The following is a 24,306-nucleotide window of genomic DNA, read 5'->3' as shown; positions in this document are numbered from 1 at the left end:
AATTAATTTTGAGACCCTCTAGACTATGCACACGCTCAAAAAACAAAAGACTAAATATCTGTTGGTTAAACATCTGAACAGGCGCCTCTCTTTCGAAAATCAAAGTACTAACAATACATATATACAGCCCCTGAAAACCTTGGGTATGCCTTTGCGTCAGCGGTAGTTTTTTTCCGCCCCAAAGACGCTACTATGCGACACGTCTAGCCTCCAAAATGCCCAGGAACCCGGTCATGCGCTTACCCGAATTCATCAGGCAACATGTAGATCGTATCGTCGATGAATGGGAGCAGTTCGCCAGAACGATCACCCCAGCGGCCGAGAATATGGATCAAGCCGCCTTGCGCGATCATGCCAAGGCGATTCTGTTGGCCGCCGCGCGGGACATGAGCACCTCGCAAACCGCCAGCGAACAGCTCGCCAAGGCCAAGGGTGAAGGCCTGGAAAAAACCCCGAGTCTGGATGAGGCCAGCGCGAGCCATGGCGAGCTGCGGCATACCGTGGGCTTCGACCTGGTGCAGATGACCAGCGAATTCCGCCACCTGCGGGCTTGTGTGATTCGTCTGTGGGTCAACAGCCTGGACTCGCCGAACCTGACGTACTTCCAGGACATGATCCGTTTCAACGAAGCGATTGATGAAGCCCTCGCCGAATCAACGGCGGCCTATGCCGAACAAGTCAATCGCTCACGGGATATTTTCCTGGCCATCCTGGGCCACGATCTGCGCGCGCCGCTGCAAGCGATCAGCATGTCCACAGAGTTGCTGCTGCGCAAAGCGCCGCTCGAAGGCGATGCGCTGACCTGCGCGATCAATGTCAAGCGCGGTGCGCGGCACATGGCGGTGATGGTCAGCGATTTGCTGGAGCTTGTGCGCAGTCGCCTGGGCAAGAGCCTGCCAATCGAACCGGCGCCCATGGACCTGGCCGATGCGGCGCATGCCGCGATAGCTGAAGCGTGCGCCGGCAACCCGGAGTGCGATCCGACAGTGAACGTGCAGGGAGATACCCGAGGCGTCTGGGATGCCGGACGGCTTGATCAACTGTTGCAGAATCTGATCGGCAATGCGCTACAGCATGGTATGAACAAGCGCGATGTGACACTGAGCCTGACGGGCGAACCCGACGCGGTTCGCCTCACGGTGCATAACTACGGAACGCCGATTCCCGAGGAAGCTATCGGCACGATCTTCGATCCGCTGGTGCGCAGCGCCGACGAGCAGCTTGGCCAACCGACGACCAGCCTTGGTCTGGGGTTGTTTATCATCAAGGAAGTGGTCAACGCCCATGGCGGGACGATCGAGGTCAGTTCCAGTGAGGCTGACGGCACGCTGTTTACCGTGGTGTTGCCACGCAAGATCTGAAATCAAAGCCCCTACAGGTCCACCACCAACCGCCCCAGCCGCTGCTTGAGCATGCGGTTCTCGGCCCGCAGTTGCTGGACTTCCTCAAGCAGGTCCAGCGCCAGGGCGACGCCTTCCCACTCCAGTTCCAGTTCGCGACGCAGCTTGGCGGCGCGCTTGGCCAGTGCCAGCTCATAATCGTTGAAACGCCAATCCTTGGGCTGGTTGCCCTGAGGTTCGAGGATGCCGTGTTCGACGATTTCGATCACGTAGACGTCCGACAGGTCGGTCGCCTCACAGAATTCTGCCATGTCCAGTTGAACGATCAGGGGGTTGCTCATGATGGGCTACTCCGTCTCTGGGATCAGAAGTGTTCTCTCGGGTTGAAAGCCGCTTTTTTGGCCAGCTCCTGCCACAACGCCTTGACCTCATCGTCCGGGGCTTTGGGCATGACGGCCTTGAGCTGTACAAACAAATAACCGCGATGACCGGCCTTGTTCAGCAATCCATGGCCCTTGGCACGCATGCGTTGGCCATTCTGACTGCCGGCCGGAACCTTGAGGTTGATCTTGCCCGTAAGTGTCGGCACTGCAACTTCGGCGCCCAACGCCAATTCCCACGGAGCCAACGGCAAGGTAATGATCAGGTTTTCGCCTTCGACGTCGAACTTGGGGTGCGGCGCAAAGCGAATGATCAGGAACAGGTCGCCATTGGCCCCGCCACCAACACCCGGTGCACCCTGGCCCTTGAGGCGGATGCGTTCGCCGTCGGACACGCCGGCCGGGATTTTCACGTTCAGGCTTTTGCTGGTGTTGCTGACGTGTTGGCCGGCAGCGTTGTACTGCGGCACCTGGAAGGTGACCTTCTTCGATTCGTTCGAGAGGGTTTCTTCCAGAAAAGTCCCGAGTTCCATTTCCACGTCTTGCCCTCGTCGTCCAGCGCTACGGCCCGACTGTCCACCACCAAAACCAGGGCCACGGTTGCCGAAGATCGAACTGAAGAAGTCCGAAAAATCGCCCGTGTCCTGACCACCACCGAAACCGCCTGCACCACGCCCCTGCCAACCCGGCGGGCCCTGAAACGGTTGGCCGTGCTGGCCGTATTTGCGCAAGTCGTCGTATTCGGCGCGCTTGTCGGCGTTTTTCAATGCTTCATAGGCTTCCGAAGCGTCCTTGAACTTGGACTCGGCGTCCTTTTCCTTGCTGACGTCGGGGTGGTATTTGCGCGCCAGCTTGCGATAGGCGGCCTTGATCGCCTTATCGTCCGCGGTCGGCTCCACACCGAGAATCTTGTAATAGTCTTTGAAGTCCATCGCGGGAATCACCATCCGTTATCAAAATCACGCCACCACTGGCAGCATGCGCTCATTGCCCGCCGCCAGGTTGACCGATCTCGAGCTTGAGACCGGGCAGCGCATCAGAAGTTTATCGGCAGCGGTGGGCGGTACTTGCGACCGTCCTGTGGCTGCCAGGCCCAATGCAGACAAGTTTGGGGCGAAGGATAGTCTTTCAAGGCGCTAATAGCTGAGATTTAGCGGATAGTCGGCCTTCGAATCTGCGCCGCACTGACATACACTGCGCGGCCGTTTTTTAACCGGAACTCGAAAGACATGAAAAACGCATCTCCAGCCCGTGCCTGTGGTATCGACTTCGGCACGTCCAACTCCACCGTCGGCTGGCTGCGCCCCGGCATGGAAACGCTGATCGCGCTGGAGGACGACAAGATCACCCTGCCTTCGGTGGTCTTCTTCAATATGGAAGAACGCCGCCCGGTGTACGGCCGCCTGGCGCTGCACGAGTACCTGGAAGGCTATGAAGGCCGGTTGATGCGCTCGCTCAAGAGCCTGCTGGGTTCCAAGCTGATCAAGCACGACACCAGCGTCCTCGGCACCGCGATGCCGTTCAAGGACCTGCTCGGGTTGTTTATCGGTCAGTTGAAGAAGCGCGCCGAAACCGCCGCTGGCCGCGAATTCGAGGAAGTGGTGCTGGGTCGCCCGGTGTTCTTCGTCGACGACGACGAACTGGCCGACCAGGAAGCCGAAAACACCCTGGTGGACGTGGCCCGTGCCATCGGCTTCAAGGACGTTTCGTTCCAGTACGAACCGATTGCGGCCGCGTTCGACTATGAGTCGACCATCGAAAAAGAAGAGCTGGTACTGATCGTCGACATCGGCGGTGGTACGTCCGACTTCTCGCTGGTGCGCCTGTCCCCTGAACGCCGTACCCTCGACAACCGCCACGATGACATCCTCGCCACCGGTGGCGTGCACATTGGCGGGACCGATTTCGACAAGCAGCTGAGCCTGCAAGGCCTGATGCCGCTGTTCGGCTACGGCAGCCGGATGAAGAGCGGCGCTTACATGCCGACCAGCCACCACATGAACCTGGCGACCTGGCACACCATCAACTCGGTGTACTCGCAAAAGTCGACCCTGTCGCTGGGCAGCATGCGCTACGACATCGAAGACACCGGCGGCATCGATCGCCTGTTCAAGCTGATCGACCAGCGCGCCGGCCACTGGCTGGCCATGGAAGTGGAAGAAACCAAGATCCAGCTGACCCACGCCGACAGCCGCCATGTGCCGCTGGACCGCATCGAACCGGGTTTGAGCGTGGAGTTGAGCCGGGCACTGTTCGAATCGGCCATCGACAACCTGCTGGAGCGCGTGCGCAACAGCGTCACGCAAATGCTGAACGACGCTAACGTACGCGTTGATCAGGTGGACACGGTGTTTTTCACCGGTGGTTCGAGCGGCATTCCGGCACTGCGCAACAGCGTCTCGGCGATGTTGCCGAATGCGCGGCATGTGGAAGGGAACATCTTCGGTAGCATCGGTAGTGGGTTGGCGATCGAGGCGATGAAGCGTTACGGCACGATGGACTGATCCGAAACCCTGTGGCGAGGGGATTTTCCCCTCGCCACAGTAGATCAATAGCGGATCAAACCATCCCCACCTGCTTCAACTCACTCTTCAGGTACGCGTAATAAATCGGCCCTGCCACCACCCCCGGCAGGCCGAATGCGGCCTCGAACACCAGCATCGCCAGCAGCAACTCCCACGACTTGGCACTGATCTGCCCGCCAACGATGCGCGCGTTGAGGAAGTATTCGAGCTTGTGGATAACAATCAGGTAACCCAGCGCCGCCACCGCCACCCAGATCGACAGCGACAAACCGACGATGGTGATCAAGGTGTTCGATATCAGGTTGCCGATCACCGGCAGCAGGCCGAGCAGGAAGGTCAGCACGATCAGGGTTTTGGTCAGCGGCAGCTTGATCCCGAACATCGGCAGGACCACCGCCAGGAAAATCCCGGTGAAGAAGGTGTTGAGCAGGGAAATCTTGATCTGCGCGAACACGATGTTGCGAAACGCCTGGACCAGCAGGTGCAAACGGTCGAACAGCGCGGCGGCCAATGGCTTGCGCTTGGTCAAGTCCGGCACGCGCTGCAAGGCAATGATCGCCCCCAACACCATGCCGATCAGCAGCGTCACAAACATGTGCGCCGCATCCTTGCCGACCAGTTGCAAGTCGCTGAGGTGCTTGCTCATCCACTCGCCAATCGCCACGCGGAATTCGGCGGCGCTGGCGGGCAGATAGACGTCGATGAACGGCGGCAATTGCCCGCGCGCACGGTCGACCACAACCATGAATTTGTCGAGAGATGCGCCGGGGTTTTCCGCTTCGTGCAGCAAAAAACTGATGGCGCCGGCAAAGATCAGCGTCAACACACTGACCACTAGCGTCCCCAACAACGCCACCGCCAGCCAGCGCGCCCGCCGACCTTCGATCAGCCGCTGCAATTGCGGGGTGAGCATGTTGACCAATTCGAACACCAGCAGCCCAGCCAGCAGACTGGGCAGCAACCGCAGCGGTATCACCAGCAACAAACCGCCGAAAATGATGACCCAACTGATTAACAGCAAGACTTGGCGTTGAGAAAACGTTGGCATACAGCCTCAAAACGAACGGCGTAAAAGGATTGGCAGTCTGCCAGCGTTCCGGCGGCGAAGCGAGCAGATGCCTCCGCCCCGCAGACGCTTGATTATTTTTTCTTCAGGCAGTCGCTCATGAAGGTTTTGCGCGCGTCGCCTTTGAGGGCTTGAGTGGCGGCATCGGCGTTACAGGTTTTCATCTTTTCTTGCTGAGGGGTCATGGGTTTTGCAGCCTCTGCGGCCGGCGCCGCTTTCAAGCACGTGCTCATGAAGGCTTTACGTTCATCGCCCTTGAGGCTTTTTGCGGTGGCGTCGGCATTGCAGGTGGTCATTTTGTTCTGTTGGGCGGTGGCGGCGAAGCCCTGGGAGCCAAGCAGCAAACCCATCATTAACAAAGGGACACGCAACATCTTCATGGAGTTTTCTCCTTGTTGCCGCACCGAGGAGCACGGCCTCGCTCTGGAGTGTAGACAACGCCTGTTACACCTTCCTGCGCTCAAGGTGGCTGCGTCGATACTGTTCCGGCGTGCACCCTGCCTGGCGTTGAAACATCGCAATAAACGCTGAACCGGTGCTGTAACCCGTGTCGAAAGCGATGTCCTGAATGCTGCGGTGGCTGTCCAGTGCTTCGATGGCTGCCAGATACCGCAACCGCTGCCGCCACTCGCCAAAACTCATGCCCAGTTCACGCACGAACCGCCGCGCCAGCGTGCGTTCGCTGATATGGATCTGCGCGGCCCACTCCGACAAGGGACGGTTATCACCGGGCTCGGCCTGCAAGGCTTCCAGTATTGCGAGCAAGCCGGGGCTGCTGGCGTAGGGCAAGTAACACTCTTGCACCGGCGCCTGTTGCAGTTGATCCACCAGCACCTGGGCCAGACGTTTGTCCGCTTCGCGCGCGGGAATCTTCACATCGCGGGCGGCAAAGTCTTTGAGAATGGCTTTGAGGATGTCGCTGATCGCCAGGGTGCAAGCCTGTTGAGGCAGATCGTGGCACATCAGCGGAGCCAGACAGACCGCACGATAGTTGATCGGCTGATGGCTGTAGAAACTGTGCTCGGTCTGCGGTGGCACCCACACCGCGTAGTGCGGCGGTGACATGAAGCGGCTGCCGCCGATCTCCATGTGCAAGACGCCGTGGGCCGAATACTCCAGCGTGCCCCATGGATGACGGTGCGCTGAGGCATAGCGGTGCGCATCAAAGTCGGCATAGCGGAAATACACCGGGGCAGGCAGTTCGCTGAAATCCAGCAGGTCGATGTGTTTACTGTTCATGCTGTCCGTCATCAGGGGCAGGTTGTCTGGATCGAAGTATAGGCTTGCATCCAGACAGGCGATAATCACCCCTCATTAATGCTCTGGTTTTTCCCATGCAATACGCTTATCCCCTGCTGGCCATTTTCATCTGGGCCGGCAACACCGTGATCACCAAAATGTCAGCCGGGGCGATCTTCCCCGCCGAGATCGGTTTCTACCGCTGGCTACTGGCCGGATTACTGTTCACACCGTTCATGCTCAAACCGGTGATCGCCCATTGGCCGGGAATCCGCCCGAATCTGGGCAAGATTTTTATCCTCGGCGTGCTCGGCATGGCGGTTTATCAAAGCCTGGCGTATTTCGCCGCGACCCTGACCTCGGCCACCAACATGGGGATCATTTTGTCGCTGATGCCGTTGATGTCACTGACCATGGCCATTGTCAGCCTCGGCCAGCGCCTGACCGCCGGAGCACTGGCCGGTGCCGTGCTGTCGTTGGCGGGGGTTTTGGTGGTCGTCTCGTCCGGCAGCCTCGGCGCACTGCTCGAGCACGGGGTGAACCTGGGTGACGCCATGATGCTGATCGCCACCCTGGCCTACGCGATCTACAGCACGCTGCTGAAAAAATGGCAGCTGCGGTTACCGCCGCTGGTGTTGCTGTATTTGCAGGTATGGGTGGCCGTGTTGGTGCTGTTTCCGCTGTTCCTCGCTTCACCGAAGATCGGCCCGACGTTGCAGAACATTCCGCTGGTGCTTTACGCCTGCCTGCTGGCCTCGATGCTCGCGCCATTGGCGTGGATGCAGGCCGTGATCCGCCTGGGGCCGAGCCGGACCACGGTGTTTTTCAATCTGCTGCCGTTGATGACTGCGCTGATTGCGGCGGTGGTGCTGCATGAGCAGTTGGCGACATATCACTTGGTGGGTGGGATGTTGACGCTGGGTGGGGTGATTCTTTCCGAGCGCTGGACCACCGTGCTCGGTCGTAAGGTTAGTGTTGCCTGAGACGACGCCTTCGCGGGCAAGCCTCGCTCCTACAAGGGATCGATGTCAATTTGTAGGAGCGAGGCTTGCCCGCGAAGAACGATAACGCGGTCTAAACCCCGGCCGCTTTCAGCCGCGCCGCATGCTCGACAAACAACCGAACCGGCTCCGCGCCCTTCCCCACCAAACCCAGTGACTGATTGACGATATCGAAGTGATCCATCGGATACTCATCACCAATCACCGTCCCCAGATGCGAGCTGTAACGCCCGACCATCCCGTCGCAATACCCGACTTCTCGAACGAAGGTCCTGGCAAACAACCGGCAACTGCGATTAGTCCCATCGAACAGGTTACGCCCCCGATCAGTTTTCCCCGGCTGCAAGGTCCCGGACCAGGAGTAATACCGCACGCCGTTGACCTCCTCCGGTCCATGTCCGCCCCAGGTGTCAGGCAAGCCCTGTGGATAACGCTGGTTGAACAGCGCCACGCCTTCAGTCGTCAGTGAATGATGGGAGGCATGGATATCTACCGGCAATTTCGGCCCGCGATAACCGGTCTCCAGCACGCTCATCAGCGCACTGATCCACCGCAGCAGAACGGTGAGCAAACGCCCCTTGGCGGTGTCTCCCGGATAGTGTTTGTGCAGGTAATCCGCCAGCTCCGAACCGTGATTGGGCCCGGCCACCGAGGTGACTGAGGCGACCCGATCCGGGCGCTTGGCGGCGGCGTAACGAGCGGTGAGCGAGCCCTGGCTATGGCCGATCAGGTTGACCTTCTCGGCCCCGGTTTCGCGCAGAATCTCCTCGATCCGCGCCAGCAACTGCTCGCCACGTACCTCGTTTGAATTGAGCGGCGAGACCTGCACTGCAATCACTGTCGCCCCACCGCGGCGCAGCGCCGAAATGATCCCGAACCAGTACGGGTAGAGCAGCAGACGGATAAACCCGAGCATTCCCGGGACCAGCACCAACGGGTAACGCGTGGCGGAACCTTGTGACATGGGCGAACTTCCTTGTGATCGGTGAGGTGACGCAAGGCTGAATGCAAGACATCAGCCAAGCATCGGCATCGAAGATGACAACTCGACGACCAGTCTATGACATCCGCCCTACTTCAGTCCCACCACCCCCGCCATCTAGAACTCCTTGGCCAGCGCCCGCAAACGCTGCTCGGCCTCGGCTGCGGAGATCTGGAAGGTGCGCGCCTCGGATTCTTCGCCTTCGGCGGCCACGACCGTGATGTCGGTGATGCCGATGAACCCCAGCGCCGTTCGCAACAATGGATCGGCATGATTCATCGCCTCCAGTTCTCCACCGGGCCCGAAATGAGCAAAAATCAGTCTGGATGAATTAGTTTCATCCATGGAGTTTTTCAATGTTTGCCTCGCTGCCGCTGACTGCCCTGCGCGCCTTTGAATCCGCCTCGCGCCTGCTGAGTTTCAAGGCAGCCGCCGAAGAGCTCTCGGTGACGCCGACGGCGGTTTCCCATCAGATTCGTTCGCTGGAGACCTGGCTCGGTGTGCCGTTATTCGAGCGGTTACCACGGCAAGTTCGCCTGACGGACTGTGGTGAACGGCTGTTCCACAGCTTGCACGGTGCTTTGCTTGAAGTGGCGCAAAGTGTCGACACCTTGCGCCCGCAACGCAGCGGCGCGAGCCTGACGATTTCCACGACCGCCGCTTTCGCCGCGTTATGGCTGGTGCCGCGGCTGGGACGGTTCTACGCCCGGCACTCGAACATCAGCCTGCGGCTCGATACCCATTGCGAAGTCATCGATTTGCATCAGGACGCCAGCGTCGATCTGGTGCTGCGCTACAGCCTCGATGATTACCCGAACCTTTATGGCTTGTGTCTGTTCGACGAATCCTTCGGTGTCTATGGCTCACCCGAGCAAGTTACCCTCGCCGCCAGTCGAGCGCCGACGCTGATCAGCGTGCGCTGGCACAACTCAAAGCTGTACGCCCATGGCTGGAAGGCCTGGTGCGCGCAGTCCGGCGAGACCTGGCTTGCGGCGCAGCCAGCGGCCCGTGAATACGACGAGGAACATTACGCCCTGCAAGCGGCGATTGCCGGGCAAGGCCTGGTGCTGGCGAGCAATATTCTGGTGTCCGAGAGCGTGGCCAGCGGTTTGCTGGTGGCGTATCGGGGCGAAATCCAGGTTGAAGGTGCCGGATACAGCGCCCTCTGTGTGCCGGGACGTGAACGACACCCGCCGGTCCGGGCGTTTTTTGCCTGGCTGCGCGAGGAGGCGTTGCTGTCCGGGCATGCCCTGGCGTGATTGCTTCGCGCCATTCTGGCGATTGCCAAATGACATAAAACTTTTCGCCGCGCTCATCACTCACACCCTAGGTAGCGATCACTTCTACAGAGGGTGACGCAAACCGGATTAGCCTCCAGGAGATCAAGATGAGCGACATGCATTTGTCTGATGTAACCACCCTTCGCGAACGTGCCCGCAAGAACGTCGAGAACGGCGCGGTGACCGAAAGCTACAGCGCCAACCGTGAAGAAGTGCTGCGCCTGCTCAACGAATCGCTGGCCACTGAACTGGTCTGCGTGTTGCGCTACAAGCGCCACTACTTTATGGCCAGCGGCCTGAAAGCCCAGGTCGCCGCCGACGAATTCCTCGAACACGCGACCCAGGAAGCCCAGCACGCCGACCGCCTGGCCGAGCGTATCGTGCAATTGGGTGGCGAGCCGGAGTTCAACCCTGACCTGCTGTCGAAAAACTCCCACGCTCAATACGTGGCCGGTAACTCACTTAAAGAGATGGTCTACGAAGACCTGGTTGCCGAGCGAATTGCCATCGACAGCTATCGCGAGATCATTCAGTACATCGGCGGAAAGGACCCGACCACCCGACGCATCTTCGAAGACATCCTGGCCCAGGAAGAAGAGCATGCCGATGACATGGCCGACCTTCTGAAAGGCCTTTAGTCCCTGTGACTGATCGTTCCCACGCTCTGCGTGGGAATGCAGCCCGGGACGCTCTGCGTCCCAAGAGCGGACGCGGAGCGTCCATTGAGGCATTCCCACGCAGAGCGTGGGAACGATCTCCACCAACGAATTACTTGGTTGGTTTAACGGTCTCGGGCGCCTTGCCCGCCTTCATCTGCTCAAGCAACGGCGCACACTGATTCGGTTCGCCACCGCTCGGCGCCACCAGCGCCAGCAATCCTGCCGCCGGTGCGGCAATCACACCCAACGCCACCATTCCCGCCCCACGCAAAATCAGCGGCACCGCCTTCACACCCGCATCAGGCTTGATGAATTTGCCCCGCACATACAGCGGCGAACGCAGCGAAATCAATCGCCAGCCCTTGGATTCCGGGGTGATGGTCAGGTCCAGTTGCTCAGTCGCCATGTTCGCCGTGCCATCGATGTAGATGATCGCGTTTTCGGTATCGAAGACGAACAGACGTGTGGTCGCCAGCCCAGTCTTGATGTCGAAGTCGGCGGCGGCGCAGTTGATCTTCACTTCCTTGTCGCCAAAGATCTTGCCCACCACATAGTTGCCGACGTTGAGTCCCGCCAGTTCCATCAACTCACGGCTGATGGCGCCGTCGTTGATCAGCATTTTCAGATTGCCATTGGCGGTGCCCAGCAGTTTGGCCACCGAGTTGCCACGACCGGTGATGTCGGCATCACCATTGAGCTCGCCGAAACTGGTTTTCATCGGTTTAAAGGTCGGGAACAGCTGCTTGAGTTTGAATTTGCGCGCGGTGAGTTTGGCCTTGCCTTCCAACGGTTCGGTTCGGCCATTGAGGCGAATCTGAGCATCCAGGTTGCCGCCGGCCACGCCGAAACGCAGGGGTTCGAGACTGAGGACGCCGTCGGTGAGCACCAAGTGAGTGTAAAGATCGTTGAATGGCAGTTTTTCGCTGTGGACGATGCGCTTGCCGGTGAACTCGACGTCAGCGTCCATATCGCGCCAGCGCTCGGTTTTGAACTCTTCGACCGGCAACACCTTGTCAGCCGGCTGCTTGCTTTCGCCGCCGCGGGCCTTTTGCTTGGCGTTGGAATCGGCGCCGATCAGCGGGGCCAGGTCGGTAAACAGCAGTTGATTGGATAGCAATGAGCCGCTGAGCTTCGGCCGTGGCTGACTGGCGACATAGGCCAGGCTGCCATGAATGTCGCTCTGACCGATCTTGCCGTTGAATTCTTCGTAACGGAACACTGCGCCGCCCACCTCATGAAGCTTGGCGATCAAGTGCCCGTCCGTGGCGTACGGCGGTGTGTCCGGCAGGGTCACACCGGTCAGCGGGTAGAGGTTGCCCAGGCTGGTGCCGGCCAGTTTCAAGCGCAAATCCAAGGCACCTAGGCTCAGTGGATCGGTGAGGGTGCCGGCCAGTTCGACGCTGGTGTCGGCAATCTTCACTTGAGCCTGAAGCGGGAACGGTCTGGCCGCGTCCTGCAAGGCAAGCAGGCCGCCGATCTTGCCTTCGCCCGCGAGTTTCTGGTCGTGGTACTGGCCTTTGACCTTCAGGGCGAACGCGTAATCCTGGGGCGCAGCGCCCTTCTCCTGCGCGCTTTTCGCCGCTTTGTCGCCGACGATTTCGCTGAACGGAATTGGCTTGCCCAGCGGGTCGATCAGCACATCGAGCTGAGTTTTCAGGCTCTGGTCGTCGAGGGTGACGTGGCCCTTGTCGAAGCCGATCGCACCGATATCCACCACCCAGTTTGAAGGCTCGGCGTTCGGGTCCTTAGGATCGAACTTGAAGGTCCAGTTGGCGCGACCGTCGGCCAGGCGCTGGAGGTCGGCATTCGGTTCGGTGAGGTCGATACGCGGGATCACCACGCGCTGCGCCAGCAAGGCCAGGGGCGAGATGCGCAACTCGACGCGTTTGAGGGTGACCATCTGCGGTGTCTTCGACCAGTCCGGATTACCCAGGCTCAAGTCTTGCGCCACGACATGCGGCCACGGCACCCAGGCACGCCAGCCGCCCTCGTCGGGCTCACGTTGCCAGACCACCGCGAGGTTGCCGTTGATGGCGAACGGGCGGTGCAGCTCTTCGGAAACTTTGGCGTTAAGCGGTGGTTTGATCCGGTTCCAATCGAAGAACACGATCATGAGAACCAGTACGGCCAGCAGGACAACGAGGCTGGCGAAGGTCCAGGTAAACACTTTACGAGTGCGCGTCATTGCACAGGGCTCCTGATACGTCTGAGCGCCCTGACTGCGACGCACGTTTGAAACGTTAGGCCAGAACCGGCATGCCATGACATCTAGGACTGGGAAATGGCACGCAGGTTTAACCGAATAGCCGTTTAACCCTCAAATAATCGGTCGGGGACACACTGCCCCCTCATCCGGCGTTACCGACCCCGCACTTTTGCGAGGCGAGAGTGGGTCGAAAATACCCACCTCGGTGCAAAAAAGTCCGCCGGAAACGCCCGTTCTAGAGCGCTTCGGCGGAACAATCAATTCCGTTGATTATTACCATTGCGTTTATGAACTTTTATATCGACTTATCGAGAGTAGCATTGCCCTCGTACCCACTTTACCGCCCTCCTACGGAGCACCTGATCATGAAACGCCAATTACTGCTTAGCCTTACACTCTCAATGCTGGCCAGCACTGCTTTTGCCCTGCCGGCTGCTGACCAGGCTACCCCACAAGTCAAATCCACCCACTCAGTGTTCAGCCAAACCGTCGCCGAAGGTGGCAATGATCGCTTGAAAGAAAAAGGCCTGATCACCCAAGATGGTTCTGACCGCACGCCACAAGGCCAAACCCTGGCGGCTGATGGTTCCGATCGCACCCCACAAGGCCAAACCCTGGCGGCTGACGGTTCCGATCGCACCCCACAAGGCCAAACCCTGGCGGCTGACGGTTCTGATCGCACCCCACAAGGCCAAACCCTGGCCGCTGACGGTTCCGACCGCACCCCACAAGGTCAGACTCTGGCTGAAGGTGGTGGTGACCGTGTCATCGAACGCAACAGCGGTTTGAGCTAAGCCCAATGGTGGCCCTGAAAAAAAGCCCAATCCCCGGATTGGGCTTTTGACGTTATAGATGCCTCACTTCCTCGCTTGGTCCCCCGATAGTCGTTCGACGCAGGCAAAGCCGATTTGCTAGAGTGCGCCGCTGTCTTATCCAGAAAACACTCTTGCGATGCTGCCCCGCGCCGAACAGAAACAACAGACCCGCAACGCCCTGATGGACGCTGCCCGCCACTTGATGGAATGCGGCCGAGGATTCGGCAGCCTGAGCCTGCGCGAAGTCGCCAGAACCGCCGGGATCGTGCCCACCGGTTTCTACCGGCATTTCGCCGACATGGATGAACTGGGCCTGGTACTGGTGAGTGAAGTCGGTCAGACCTTCCGCGAAACCATTCGCCTGGTGCGCCACAACGAATTCGTCATGGGCGGCATCATCGACGCCTCGGTGCGGATCTTTCTCGACGTGGTCACGGCCAATCGCTCGCAGTTCCTGTTCCTCGCCCGCGAGCAGTACGGTGGTTCGCTGCCAGTGCGGTTGGCCATCGGCCGTTTGCGCGAAGATATCAGCTCGGACCTGGCGGCCGACTTGTCGTTGATGCCGAAACTGCAACACCTGGACATCGCCGGCCTCAGCGTCATGGCCGATCTGATTGTTAAAAGCGTGTTCGCGACCTTGCCCGACATCATTGATCCACCGGCGCAGGCATTGCCTGAGCATTTGACGCCGCAGGCGAAAATCACTCAGCAGTTGCGCTTCATCTTTATCGGGTTGAAGCATTGGCAGGGCCTCGGCAGCACCGAGTAAGCCAATCAAAAGATGATGATCGTTCCCACGCTCCGCGTGGTAACGCCTCAATGGACGCTCTGCGTCCGCTCCGGTATGTGACGCGGAGCGTCACTGGCTGCATTCCCACGCAGAGCGTGGGAACGATCTTGAAACCCTAGCCTCAACTTGGTGCAGCCGAAAAAGGTACGCACCAAATTCATCCAAATCTCCGCAGCGTCCTGAAGCACTTGCTGAGCTCCGACAGCTATTTCCTACGCATCAGCCGGTTGGCAAGCCCCTTGCTCTAGCCTAAACATTGTCCATTGCTGGAAGCTTTCCGATGCTGGTGATTCATCGCAGAATCGACCCTCAACCCGTCTGGGCCGCCGAGTTGCACCTGATCTTCGAAGCCCGGAGCAAAAGTCGTTTGCGCTGTTTCAGTGCCGAGGGTGAAGACGTCGGGTTGTTTTTGGAGCGCGGTCAGCCACCGCTGTACGACGGCGAGTGCCTGCAAGCCGAAGACGGGCGCATCGTTCGCGTCTGCGCCCGAGCCGAACAACTGCTGCACGTCACCTGCGCCAATGCTTTGGAACTGACTCGCGCGGCCTATCACCTCGGCAACCGCCACGTCGCCCTGCAAGTCGGTGATGGCTGGTTGCGCCTGCTCGACGACTACGTGCTCAAGGCCATGCTCGAACAGCTTGATGCCAAGGTCGAAAACATCGAAGCGCCGTTCCAGCCGGAACATGGCGCCTATGGCGGCGGCCATCACCATTCGCGCCACGGCGATGAAGACTTCAACTACCCGCCGAAACTGCACCAGTTCGGCGTACGTATATGAACCCAGCCTGGGCGCTGTTGCGTCTGGCCAGCCCACAGCTGCCGATTGGCGGCTACAGCTATTCCCAGGGCCTGGAAATGGCGGTGGATAACGGCCGCGTCAGCGATTCCGACAGCGCGCGACGCTGGATCAGCGATCAGTTGCTGTTGAACCTGGCACGCTTCGACGCGCCACTGCTGCTCGCTCATTGCGTGGCCGCAGCCGAGGAAAACTGGGGCGAATTGCTGCAACGCTGCGAAGAACATCGCGCCAGCCGGGAAACCCGCGAGCTGCATCAGGAGAGTCGGCAGATGGGCTATTCCTTGAAACAACTGCTCAATGGTTTGCCGGAGCTTGATGCGCCGGCCCGCGCCTTTCTTGAACAACGCCCCGAGCCGCACCTGGCCCTCGGCTGGGCACTGGCCGCTCGCGCCTGGACGATCAGCCCGCAGGACGCGCTGGCGGCGTGGCTCTGGAGTTGGCTGGAAAACCAACTGGCGGTGCTGATGAAAACCCTGCCGCTGGGCCAGCAAGCCGCTCAACGCCTGACCAGCGAACTGCTGCCGCTGCTGCAAGAAGCTCAGCAGAACGCCACCCGAATCAATCCCGAACACTATGGCAGCGCCGCTTTCGGCCTGTCCCTGGCGTGCATGGCCCATGAGCGCCAGTACAGCCGTCTGTTCCGTTCCTAGGGCCTTCTATTTTGGAGAATCACATGAACACACAACCTCTGCGCATCGGTATCGGCGGCCCGGTCGGTTCCGGCAAAACCGCTCTGACGTTGGCCCTGTGCCTGGCGCTGCGCGACCGCTACAACCTGGCGGTGGTCACCAATGACATCTACACCCGCGAAGACGCCGACTTTCTAGTGCGCAACGAAGCCTTGGCGCCGGAGCGAATCATCGGTGTGGAAACCGGCGGCTGCCCGCACACGGCGATTCGCGAAGACGCCTCGATCAACCTCGAAGCCGTGGATCAACTGAACCGCCGCTTTCCGGGACTGGACCTGATCCTCGTGGAGTCCGGTGGAGACAACCTGTCGGCGACCTTCAGCCCGGAACTGTCCGACCTGACTATTTACGTGATCGACGTCTCGGCCGGCGACAAGCTGCCGCGCAAGGGTGGGCCGGGCATCTGCAAATCGGATCTGCTGGTGATCAATAAAGTCGACCTCGCGCCGCTGGTGGGTGCGTCGCTGGCGTTGATGGACAGCGACACCCAACGCATGCGCAACGGCAAGCCATTCGTTTTCAGCAACCAGAAAACCGGCCTCGGCCTGGAAGAAATCATCACCTTCATCGAACGCCAGGGCCTGCTGACAGCGGCGTGAATACGATCAACTTTTATCAACAAGGACGCTTATCCATGACACTTAAACGCATTCTGGGCGCCATGGCCCTGCTGCTGACCCCGGCCATCGCTTTCGCCCACCCGGGGCACGGCGACAACGGTTTGATCGCCGGCATCAGCCACCCGATCGGTGGCCTTGATCACTTGCTGGCGATGGTTGCGGTCGGTTTGTGGGCCGCGCAGCAGAAGGGCGCTGCACGCTGGGCGCTGCCATGTACGTTCGTCGGCATCATGCTGACCGGCGGGTTGCTGGGGTTTGAAGGGTTGAACCTGCCGGCGCTGGAGAGTGGGATTGCGGCGTCGGTGCTGGCGCTGGGTCTGGCGGTGGCGTTGGCAGTGCGTCCGCCGTTGAGCCTCGCGGTTGCGGCGACGGCGTTGTTCGCGCTGCTCCACGGCGTGGCCCATGGTTTGGAATTGCCGGACATGTCTAGCCCCTGGGCGTACGCCGCAGGGTTTGTGGCGGCGACAGCTGCGTTGCATGGGTTGGGTTACGCCGTAGTGCGAATGTTGCCTCAAGCGGCGGCGCCGTTGGTTCGACTGGCGGGTGCAGCTTCGGCGGCGACTGGCGCGTGGTTGCTGGCGGGCTGATTTTCTTTTCAGTCAGTTATGGCCCCTTCGCGGGCAAGGGCTAGGCGCCCCCCCCCTGCTCCTACGGTTTGGTGATGTCCATGTAGGAGCGAAGCTTGCTCGCGATATAGGTAGTCCGTTCCTTACTCTTCCATACTGATGTTCGCTGGAAGTCGGTTGTCGGCGAGGAAGGAACATGCACCTGTGGGCTACGAATATGCTCGCGCAGCACTCGATGATTACGCCTTCACCTTCGAGTCCACAGGTGCGCTTGCGCCCTCTAACGAATTCTCAGGGAAAGCCCGACACGGCTCTCTATATCGCCTTCGCTGGACGCAAGCATGCATGTCCCTGCATGTACTTTAGCGCCTGTTGAGGTGTTCCATGCAAACGCTCCTGTCTCAGAGTTTCACTGCTTATATCGGAATTGATTGGGCAGACGCCAAGCACGACACCTGTTTGCAGATAGCTGGAGAGGCTCAGCGCAGTTTCGAGGTCATTGACCATAACCCCGAGTCGATTGATCGCTGGGCCAGGTCGCTGCATCAACGTTACGGTGGCCCGATCGCGATCGCCGTGGAGTTGAACAAAGGGCCACTGATAGCGGCTCTGCAAAAATATGAGTTTTTTTGTATCTTTCCGATCAATCCGAGCACCTTGGCCCGGCACCGTAAAACCTTCGTCCCCAGTGGCGCCAAGGATGATCCAACGGATGCTCAATGGGCGCTTGAGCTGTTGCTGAATCACCCCGAACGGTTTCCTCAACTGGTCCAGCAAAGCTCCGCCATGCGTTCGCTCGCCAGCCTGACCGAACATCGCCGCGGATTGGTCGATGACCGGGTCAAGATCAGCAACCGTCTGGTCTGCATGCTCAAACAGTACTACCCGTTGGCCCTGGAGCTGTTTCATGACCATGACACGCTGGTTTTTTGTGAATTTCTGGCGCGCTGGTCGACCTTTGAAACGCTTAAGCGCGCTCGGCCGGCCAGCGTTTTGAAGTTCCTTCACGCGCACAATGTTCGCCATGCTGAGCTCAATCAGCAGCGTTTGGCGTTGATCGCCAAAGCCATGCCGTTGACTGAAGATCCAGGCGTGGTCAGTCCTTCAGCGCTGTATGTGGTGGCCCTGGTCTCGCAACTGAAAGGGGTTATCACGGCGATCAAAGACTTTGATCGGGAGATCGAAAAAACTGCCAACACCCTGGCCGACTACCGACTCTTCAAGGCCTTGCCCGGCGCGGGACAACAGCTTGCCCCACGGTTGATGGTCGCCTTTGGTGAGCAGCGTGATCGCTTCAAGGATGCCAGTGCGGTGCAGCGATATGCCGGAATTGCCCCGGTCACCGAACGCAGTGGCAAGAAAAAAGTCGTCCACTGGCGCTATCAATGCGCAACTTTTTTGCGCCAGACCTTTGTTGAGTGGGCTGCCCACAGCATCAATCAATCGGTGTGGGCAGAGGCGTATTATCGCCAGCAAAGGGCCAAAGGCAGCTCTTACCAAGCAGCCCTCAGGGCTCTGGCGTTCAAGTGGATCCGCATCGTTTATCGGTGCTGGAAGACCAGCACCGTGTACGACGAAAACGTTTATTTACAGACCTTGCTTCGGCACGGCTCGCCTTTGATCAGCGAGCCGGACACAGCAACATCGTGTTGACGGAAAGGCTCAGGGCGTGAAGGCGGCCTGACAGACACCGCGTCTCTCCGGCCGGCCTCTCTGCTAACATGTCGCGCAATTAACCCTGCCGTGACGACGCCAGCCAATGCCGCCTGTTTCCCGCTCCGCTTCCCAGCCTGAATTGACCGCTCTGTTTGCCTCGGTGCAACAGCACTTTTTGGACGTGATCGTGCCGCTCTGGCAAGGCCCCGGATGGAATGCCGACATGGCGCTGCCCTATGAAGCGCTGGACGCCGAGCATCAACCGTTGCCCCCCCAACGCTACCGGGCCATGGCCTGCGCGCGGCAGCTCTACCTGTTTTCCAGCCTGATCGGCCAGGTACCCGCCGCCGAAGAGCGCGCCGCAGCGCTGTTCCGTTCCTTGCAGCAGCATTTCCATGATGCCGAGCATGGCGGCTGGTTCTACAGCATCGACCCACAGGGCGCGCCGCTGGATCAGCGCAAAGACCTCTATACCCACGCTTTCATCCTGTTCGCCTGCGCCCATTACTGGGACAAAGTCCGCGAGCCGCTGGTGGAGTCGGCGCTCAACGCCGCACTGGAAGTGATCGCACAGCGCTTTGCCACAGGCGACGGCCTGTACGAAGCCAGCCTCGACCGTGACGGGGCCTCGCTCAAGTCTGGGCCGTTGCAAAATCCTCTGATGCATTTGGCCGAAGCCTTCCTCGCCACGCTGTCGGTGCGAGAAGACGTCGCCGTGCAAGACGCGCTCGTCGAGTTATGCACAGCCCTGCAGAAGCGTTTTATCGACCCGCAACACGGTGTGTTGATGGAGAAACCGCTGGGTGCTGTGGATAACTGGTTTGAACCGGGGCATCAGTTTGAGTGGTATTTCCTGCTGGAATCTTCGCCGTTGCTGCGCGGTTCGGCGCTGCATGCCTCACTGGAACGCGCCTTTGCGTTCACCGAGCAACTGGGCGTCGATCCACAGACAGGTGCTGTGCGGGCGATGCTCGATCTGGATGGCCGTTCCAAGGACGGCACCCAAAGAATCTGGGCTCAAGCCGAGTACCTGCGGGCACTGACCTTGCGACCGGACAGCGAGGCCGCTGTTCTGCGCCAATTGCAGGCGTTGCAGCAACATTCTCTGCATGCCGGGGGCTGGTATGAGTGTCGTGACGAGAACGGTGACGTGACCCGTCGGGACATGCCATCGACCACGCCTTATCACTTGGCAACCTGCTATCGCGGGCTGGTCGACTATCTTCGCTGACCGAGAAATCTCCTTCGCGGGCAAGCCTCGCTCCTACAGAATCACCGTGGACATGTAGGAGCGTGGCTTGCCCGCGATGGCCGTTACGCGGTCTTAAGCCTTGGCATCACGCTCAATCGCAAACCCGCTCCACGTCTGGCTCACCGGCATCAGTTCCAGGCTGTTGATGTTGATGTGCGCCGGGGCATTGAGCACCCAGAAAATGGTGTCGGCGATGTCTTGCGGCTGAATCGGCTCGGCACCGGCGTAGGTGGCGTTGTAACGTTCCTGATCACCGGCGAAACGCACCAGCGAGAACTCGCTTTCGCACAGGCCCGGCTCGATATTGCTGACCCGCACGCCCGTACCTTGCAGGTCGCAGCGCAGGTTCAGGGAGAACTGTTTGACGAACGCTTTGCTCGCGCCATACACGTGGCTGCCCGGGTACGGGTAGTTGCCGGCGATGGAGCCAAGGTTGACGATGCCGGCGCCGCGACCGTGAGCGATCAGGCGTGGCAACAACAGACGAGTGCTGTACATCAGGCCTTTGATGTTGGTGTCGACCATGGTGTCCCAATCGTCGAGGTCGCACTTCGGCGCCGGGTCAACGCCCAGGGCCAGGCCGGCGTTGTTGATCAGCCCGCGCAGCTTGGCGAAGGACGGCGGCAGGTTGGCAATCGCCTCCTCCATGGCCTTGCGATCACGCACGTCGAGCACCAGACCATGGACCTCGGTCTGCTTCGACAACTCGGCGCACAGCGCATTGAGGCGCTCTTCACGACGGCCGGTCAGCACCAGTTTCCAGCCAGCCTCGGCAAAACGACGGGCGCAGGCTTCACCAAAACCGGAGGTCGCGCCGGTAATAAACAGGGTGTTGGACATCGTGTTCTCCTTGCTTCGGCTGATCGGCAGCCACTGGAATAGAAAATCAGCAGGCAGCATGCCCGGCCTTGCCCACAGCGGCAACCACTGTAGTAGCTGTACAAAAAACGATCAAACCTTGCCACACCTTACACACCGTGGCTTTCAGCTATGTGCGCGCACCTTATCCACAGGCCGGTCCACAGTTTCCGGGGGCCAGTGGAAAAGCTGTAAGCCGCAGTGCACAAGGCTTTGCAGGCAAATTGGAAATTTTTTTGCTTGACCCTGGAACGCCGCCTGTGTTGCCCATGGCATTTTGCACGATTGGCGGCCCCACCGACGATGGCGCCAAGCCAGTGACTACGGCCTTCAGCCGAGTCCTTCCAGAGTTTAACCACAGACTTATCCACAGGTAGCTCCCGCACATTTCAGCCTACTTTCGTCACCAACAAAAAGGTTGACAAAGCCCGCTCAAGGTCCCGCAAAAACGCCTGATCAAAAAACAACCACAACTCTGCAAGCCACGGTTTAAAAGGCTTTCAGCCAGCTACTCCCACGTTATTCACAGCCAGCTCCACAGCAAACGGGGACAAGTCAAAACCGTGACAAAACAACTATTTGCAGCGGCTTTATGTCGCGCTTTGAGAGCTTGTGAATATTGTTTTCCACAATTTCAAAAAACCTTTACGACCGGCATAAAAAAACGCCCTGACATGGATTCGTCAGGGCGTTTTTTATGCGCTCAGCAGTTTAGTGGCCGCCGAGATAAGCGTTACGCACTTCCTCGTTAACCAGCAGTTCCTTGCCAGTGCCAGTGAGGCGGATCTCGCCGTTGACCATCACATACGCCCGGTCCGACAGTTTGAGGGCGTGGTTGGCATTCTGCTCCACCAGGAAGATGGTCATGCCGGTACTCGCCAGTTCTCGCAGGGTCGCGAAGATCTGTTTCACCACAATCGGTGCCAGCCCCAGGCTCGGCTCATCGAGTAACAGCAATTTGGGCCGGCTCATCAGCGCACGGGCAATGGCGAGCATTTGCTGTTCGCCGCCGGACATGGTCATGGCCCGCTGGGTACGCCGTTCTTTGAGCCGCGGAAACAGCTCGAACATGCGCTGCATGTCCTCGGTGGCGTACTTGTCACCGATAGGGATGGTACCCATCAACAGGTTTTCCTCGACGGTCATGTCGGGGAATACCCGCCGGCCTTCCGGCGATTGAGCGATACCGTGGGAGGCGATGTAGTGGGACGACTTATGGGTGATATCCACACCCTGATAAATGATCTGCCCGTCCGCCGCCCGAGGCTGGCCGAAAATCGACATCAGCAGGGTAGATTTGCCGGCACCGTTGGAGCCGATCAGGCTGACGGTTTCGCCTTCGTTGATGTGCAGCGAGACTTTCTTCAGGGCCTGGATCGGCCCGTAAAACACGTCCAGCTCCTTGAGTTCGAGGATGGGTTGGCTCATAGCACCACTTCCTCTTCGTCGGCGCCCAGGTAGGCCGCAATCACCTTCGGATCGTGGCGTATTTCGTCGGGGCCGCCCTCGGCGATGACGATGCCGTGGTCCAGCACAACGATGTGGTCGGAAATGCTCATTACCATGCCCATGTCGTGTTCGATCAGCACCACGGTCAGATCGTGCTCGTCGCGCAGCAGCCGGATCATCGCGCTCAGCGCTTCGGTTTCCTGAGGATTGAGGCCGGCGGCCGGTTCGTCGAGGCAAATGATCTGCGGCCGGGTGCACATCGCCCGGGCGATTTCCAGACGGCGCTGTTGGCCGTAGGACAGTTCACCGGCCAGACGGTTGGCGCAGTCCACCAGGTCCACGACTTCCAGCCAGTAGAAAGCGTGGTCCAGCGCATCGCTTTCGGCCTTGCGGTAGCCCTTGGTGTTGAGGATACCGGCCAGCAGGTTGCGGTTGACCCACATGTGTTGGGCCACCAGCAGGTTTTCCAGCACCGACATTTCCTTGAACAGGCGAATGTTCTGGAACGTCCGCGCCAGCCCGGCGCGGTTCACCAGATGGGTGCCGCCGAACATTTTGTAGCGGAGCCGGGTGATGAAGCTTTTCGGTGAAACGAAATCGATCGGCTTGAACGATTCGCCCAGCAGTTGGATGACGTTGGTCTGCTCGCCCCGCACATTGAGTTCGATCTTGCCGCCGGAGGCCTTGTAGAACCCGGTCAGGCAGTTGAACACGGTGGTCTTGCCGGCGCCGTTGGGGCCGATCAGGGCGAAGATCGAGTTGCGATGCACCTTCAGGCTGACATCGCTCAACGCCTTGATGCCGCCGAAGTGCATCATCAGCTTCTCTACCGAGAGTACGACTTCGCTCATGGCGCTACTCCTTTACGCGGTGTCACACCGGTACGGCTGATCCGAATCAGGCCGCGCGGTCGCCAGATCATCATCAACACCATCAGAATGCCGAACAACAGCACGCGATATTCAGCGAAGCCGCGCAGCAGTTCCGGAGCGACGGTCAGCACGAATGCCGCAATCACCACGCCGATGGTCGAGCCCATGCCGCCGAGTACAACGATGGCGAGAATCAGGGCCGATTCGAAAAAAGTGAACGAGGTCGGGTTGACGAAGCCTTGATAGGTGGCGAAGAACACACCGGCCAGACCGGCAGTCGATGCTCCAATGGTAAATGCCGAGAGCTTGACCAGAACGTGGTTAAGGCCCATGGAGCGGCAAGCGATTTCGTCTTCACGCAAGGCTTCCCAGGCGCGACCGACCGGCATGCGGGTCAAACGGTGCTTGACGTACAGCACGGCCAGCACCACCAGGAACAACACCGCGTAGATGAAGAAGTACTTCACGTCCGGGTTATAGGCGATGCCGAAAAACTCATGAAACGGCACCCCGCCCTCTTTAGCCCTTTTGCCGAACTCGAGGCCGAAGAAGGTCGGCAAAGGAGCCGCCATACCATTCGGGCCACCGGTCAGGGACAGCCAGTTATTGAGGATCAACCGGATGATTTCACCGAAGCCCAGGGTCACGATTGCCAGGTAGTCACCGTGCAGGCGCAACACCGGAAAACCGAGAATGCAGCCGGCAAGGCCAGCGATGATCGCCGCCAGCGGCAGCACCGTCCAGAAGCCCAAGCCAAGGTATTGGTAACCGAGCGCCAACCCATAAGCACCGATGGCGTAGAACGCCACGTAACCCAGGTCGAGCAGGCCGGCCAGACCGACCACGATGTTCAGTCCCAGGCCCAGCAGCACGTAGATCAGCCCGAGGATGACCACGCCCAGCAGGTAGGAGTTGGAGAAAAACGGGAACACCACGGCTACGACGATCAACACCGGAATGATCCAGCGCAACCGGGATTTGTGGTCAGGCGGCAATACATGCACCCCGGAACCGGTGCTTTCAAAGCCTTCGAGAATTCTCAGGCCCTTGGGGGTTTGCAGGAACAGGCTCAGGGCGAAGCGGCCCGCCATGACGATGGCGACAATCGCCGCCACACGGGTCGTTTCCAGGTTGAAGCCATAGCCATCGAGGACCACGCCGACAATCGGGCCGAACACAATCAGGGCGACAAGGCCGGCAAGAATCGCGTCAACCAGGCTTCTTTTGAGATCAATGGTTTTTTTAGTGGTTGAAGACAT

Annotated in this window: 24 protein-coding genes and 1 pseudogene; 13 read left to right on the top strand and 12 right to left on the bottom strand. The window is 59.5% G+C overall.

Translation table 11 applies throughout. The features are described from left to right. The first annotated feature begins 233 nt into the window (after positions 1-233). Positions 234-1,361, top strand: coding sequence for a sensor histidine kinase (locus ACYZT3_RS03960; RefSeq protein WP_282376742.1), 1,128 nt, complete (start codon positions 234-236; stop codon positions 1,359-1,361). A gap of 11 nt (positions 1,362-1,372) precedes the next feature. Here the strand turns inward: ACYZT3_RS03960 and ACYZT3_RS03955 are convergent, their stop codons facing one another. Together ACYZT3_RS03955 and ACYZT3_RS03950 are read right to left on the bottom strand one after the other, a co-directional pair. After that, on the bottom strand, positions 1,373-1,681 hold the full coding sequence (locus tag ACYZT3_RS03955; protein WP_282376741.1) for a chaperone modulator CbpM: 309 nt from the start codon (positions 1,679-1,681) through the stop codon (positions 1,373-1,375). A 23-nt stretch (positions 1,682-1,704) separates the two neighbouring features. Then, a complete protein-coding gene (locus tag ACYZT3_RS03950) occupies positions 1,705-2,652 on the bottom strand; it encodes a DnaJ C-terminal domain-containing protein (protein WP_282376740.1) in 948 nt (315 codons plus the stop codon). A 297-nt stretch (positions 2,653-2,949) separates the two neighbouring features. Here ACYZT3_RS03950 and ACYZT3_RS03945 point away from each other — a divergent pair, with 297 nt between their 5' ends. Continuing rightward, positions 2,950-4,224, top strand: a complete 1,275-nt coding sequence (locus ACYZT3_RS03945; RefSeq protein WP_282376739.1) for an Hsp70 family protein — start codon at positions 2,950-2,952, stop codon at positions 4,222-4,224. A 55-nt stretch (positions 4,225-4,279) separates the two neighbouring features. Here ACYZT3_RS03945 and ACYZT3_RS03940 read toward each other — a convergent pair whose 3' ends face one another. The 3 genes from ACYZT3_RS03940 to ACYZT3_RS03930 form a co-directional block, all read right to left on the bottom strand. Next, the gene (locus ACYZT3_RS03940) at positions 4,280-5,293 is read right to left on the bottom strand and encodes an AI-2E family transporter (protein WP_282376737.1); all 1,014 of its coding nucleotides are present in this window, start codon (positions 5,291-5,293) and stop codon (positions 4,280-4,282) included. Between the two features lie 92 nt (positions 5,294-5,385). Beyond that, positions 5,386-5,691, bottom strand: coding sequence for a PsiF family protein (locus ACYZT3_RS03935; protein ID WP_282376736.1), 306 nt, complete (start codon positions 5,689-5,691; stop codon positions 5,386-5,388). Between the two features lie 64 nt (positions 5,692-5,755). Further along, positions 5,756-6,550, bottom strand: a complete 795-nt coding sequence (locus ACYZT3_RS03930; protein WP_462031551.1) for an AraC family transcriptional regulator — start codon at positions 6,548-6,550, stop codon at positions 5,756-5,758. A 95-nt stretch (positions 6,551-6,645) separates the two neighbouring features. On the opposite strand from ACYZT3_RS03930, the gene ACYZT3_RS03925 reads away from it, so the two are divergent. Continuing rightward, entirely contained in the window at positions 6,646-7,533 is an 888-nt protein-coding gene (locus tag ACYZT3_RS03925) for a DMT family transporter (RefSeq protein WP_282376734.1), read from the top strand. A gap of 91 nt (positions 7,534-7,624) precedes the next feature. On the opposite strand, the gene ACYZT3_RS03920 is transcribed toward ACYZT3_RS03925, so the two are convergent. Both ACYZT3_RS03920 and ACYZT3_RS03915 read right to left on the bottom strand, forming a co-directional pair. Continuing rightward, positions 7,625-8,515 (bottom strand): esterase/lipase family protein, encoded by an 891-nt coding sequence (locus tag ACYZT3_RS03920; protein ID WP_282376733.1) that lies wholly within the window; start codon positions 8,513-8,515, stop codon positions 7,625-7,627. A gap of 135 nt (positions 8,516-8,650) precedes the next feature. After that, positions 8,651-8,839, bottom strand: a pseudogene (locus tag ACYZT3_RS03915) (FMN-dependent NADH-azoreductase); the annotation flags it as partial. Between the two features lie 50 nt (positions 8,840-8,889). On the opposite strand from ACYZT3_RS03915, the gene ACYZT3_RS03910 reads away from it, so the two are divergent. Both ACYZT3_RS03910 and ACYZT3_RS03905 read left to right on the top strand, forming a co-directional pair. Beyond that, the gene (locus tag ACYZT3_RS03910; protein ID WP_462031550.1) at positions 8,890-9,792 is read left to right on the top strand and encodes a LysR substrate-binding domain-containing protein; all 903 of its coding nucleotides are present in this window, start codon (positions 8,890-8,892) and stop codon (positions 9,790-9,792) included. Between the two features lie 128 nt (positions 9,793-9,920). Beyond that, positions 9,921-10,451: a ferritin-like domain-containing protein gene (locus ACYZT3_RS03905; protein WP_462031549.1), complete on the top strand. Its 531-nt coding sequence runs from the start codon at positions 9,921-9,923 to the stop codon at positions 10,449-10,451. Positions 10,452-10,581: 130 nt separating this feature from the next. Here the strand turns inward: ACYZT3_RS03905 and ACYZT3_RS03900 are convergent, their stop codons facing one another. Next, on the bottom strand, positions 10,582-12,657 hold the full coding sequence (locus ACYZT3_RS03900) for an AsmA family protein (protein ID WP_462031548.1): 2,076 nt from the start codon (positions 12,655-12,657) through the stop codon (positions 10,582-10,584). Positions 12,658-13,043: 386 nt separating this feature from the next. On the opposite strand from ACYZT3_RS03900, the gene ACYZT3_RS03895 reads away from it, so the two are divergent. The 8 genes from ACYZT3_RS03895 to ACYZT3_RS03860 all read left to right on the top strand — a co-directional run bounded on the left by ACYZT3_RS03895 (position 13,044) and on the right by ACYZT3_RS03860 (position 19,847). Beyond that, entirely contained in the window at positions 13,044-13,472 is a 429-nt protein-coding gene (locus ACYZT3_RS03895; protein WP_282376729.1) for a hypothetical protein, read from the top strand. 157 nt (positions 13,473-13,629) lie between these two features. Next, positions 13,630-14,262 carry a TetR family transcriptional regulator gene (locus ACYZT3_RS03890; protein WP_046044801.1) on the top strand — a complete coding sequence of 211 codons (633 nt, stop codon included), beginning with the start codon at positions 13,630-13,632 and terminating at the stop codon, positions 14,260-14,262. A 301-nt stretch (positions 14,263-14,563) separates the two neighbouring features. Beyond that, the gene (gene ureE / locus ACYZT3_RS03885; protein ID WP_282376727.1) at positions 14,564-15,064 is read left to right on the top strand and encodes an urease accessory protein UreE; all 501 of its coding nucleotides are present in this window, start codon (positions 14,564-14,566) and stop codon (positions 15,062-15,064) included. Next, the gene (locus ACYZT3_RS03880) at positions 15,061-15,735 is read left to right on the top strand and encodes an urease accessory protein UreF (RefSeq protein WP_282376726.1); all 675 of its coding nucleotides are present in this window, start codon (positions 15,061-15,063) and stop codon (positions 15,733-15,735) included. Before ureE ends, ACYZT3_RS03880 begins: the two co-directional genes overlap by 4 nt. Before the next feature lie 23 nt (positions 15,736-15,758). Next, positions 15,759-16,373, top strand: a complete 615-nt coding sequence (gene ureG / locus ACYZT3_RS03875; protein WP_282376725.1) for an urease accessory protein UreG — start codon at positions 15,759-15,761, stop codon at positions 16,371-16,373. A gap of 35 nt (positions 16,374-16,408) precedes the next feature. Continuing rightward, positions 16,409-16,981 (top strand): HupE/UreJ family protein, encoded by a 573-nt coding sequence (locus ACYZT3_RS03870; RefSeq protein WP_462031547.1) that lies wholly within the window; start codon positions 16,409-16,411, stop codon positions 16,979-16,981. A gap of 363 nt (positions 16,982-17,344) precedes the next feature. Continuing rightward, entirely contained in the window at positions 17,345-18,613 is a 1,269-nt protein-coding gene (locus ACYZT3_RS03865) for an IS110 family RNA-guided transposase (RefSeq protein WP_462031539.1), read from the top strand. 106 nt (positions 18,614-18,719) lie between these two features. Then, the gene (locus ACYZT3_RS03860; protein WP_462031546.1) at positions 18,720-19,847 is read left to right on the top strand and encodes an AGE family epimerase/isomerase; all 1,128 of its coding nucleotides are present in this window, start codon (positions 18,720-18,722) and stop codon (positions 19,845-19,847) included. 93 nt (positions 19,848-19,940) lie between these two features. On the opposite strand, the gene ACYZT3_RS03855 is transcribed toward ACYZT3_RS03860, so the two are convergent. From ACYZT3_RS03855 to livM, 4 genes are all read right to left on the bottom strand, one after another. Then, positions 19,941-20,708, bottom strand: a complete 768-nt coding sequence (locus ACYZT3_RS03855; protein WP_282376722.1) for an SDR family oxidoreductase — start codon at positions 20,706-20,708, stop codon at positions 19,941-19,943. A 729-nt stretch (positions 20,709-21,437) separates the two neighbouring features. Continuing rightward, positions 21,438-22,154, bottom strand: a complete 717-nt coding sequence (locus ACYZT3_RS03850; RefSeq protein ID WP_282376721.1) for an ABC transporter ATP-binding protein — start codon at positions 22,152-22,154, stop codon at positions 21,438-21,440. Next, positions 22,151-23,026, bottom strand: a complete 876-nt coding sequence (locus tag ACYZT3_RS03845; RefSeq protein WP_282376720.1) for an ABC transporter ATP-binding protein — start codon at positions 23,024-23,026, stop codon at positions 22,151-22,153. The genes ACYZT3_RS03850 and ACYZT3_RS03845 overlap by 4 nt, the downstream gene beginning before the upstream one ends. After that, positions 23,023-24,306: a high-affinity branched-chain amino acid ABC transporter permease LivM gene (gene livM, locus ACYZT3_RS03840; RefSeq protein ID WP_282376719.1), complete on the bottom strand. Its 1,284-nt coding sequence runs from the start codon at positions 24,304-24,306 to the stop codon at positions 23,023-23,025. Before livM ends, ACYZT3_RS03845 begins: the two co-directional genes overlap by 4 nt.

The sequence above is a fragment of the Pseudomonas sp. MDT1-16 genome (assembly GCF_054898115.1).
The sequence above is the reverse complement of the archived record's forward strand: the minus strand, read 5'-3'. Positions and strand labels throughout refer to the sequence as shown.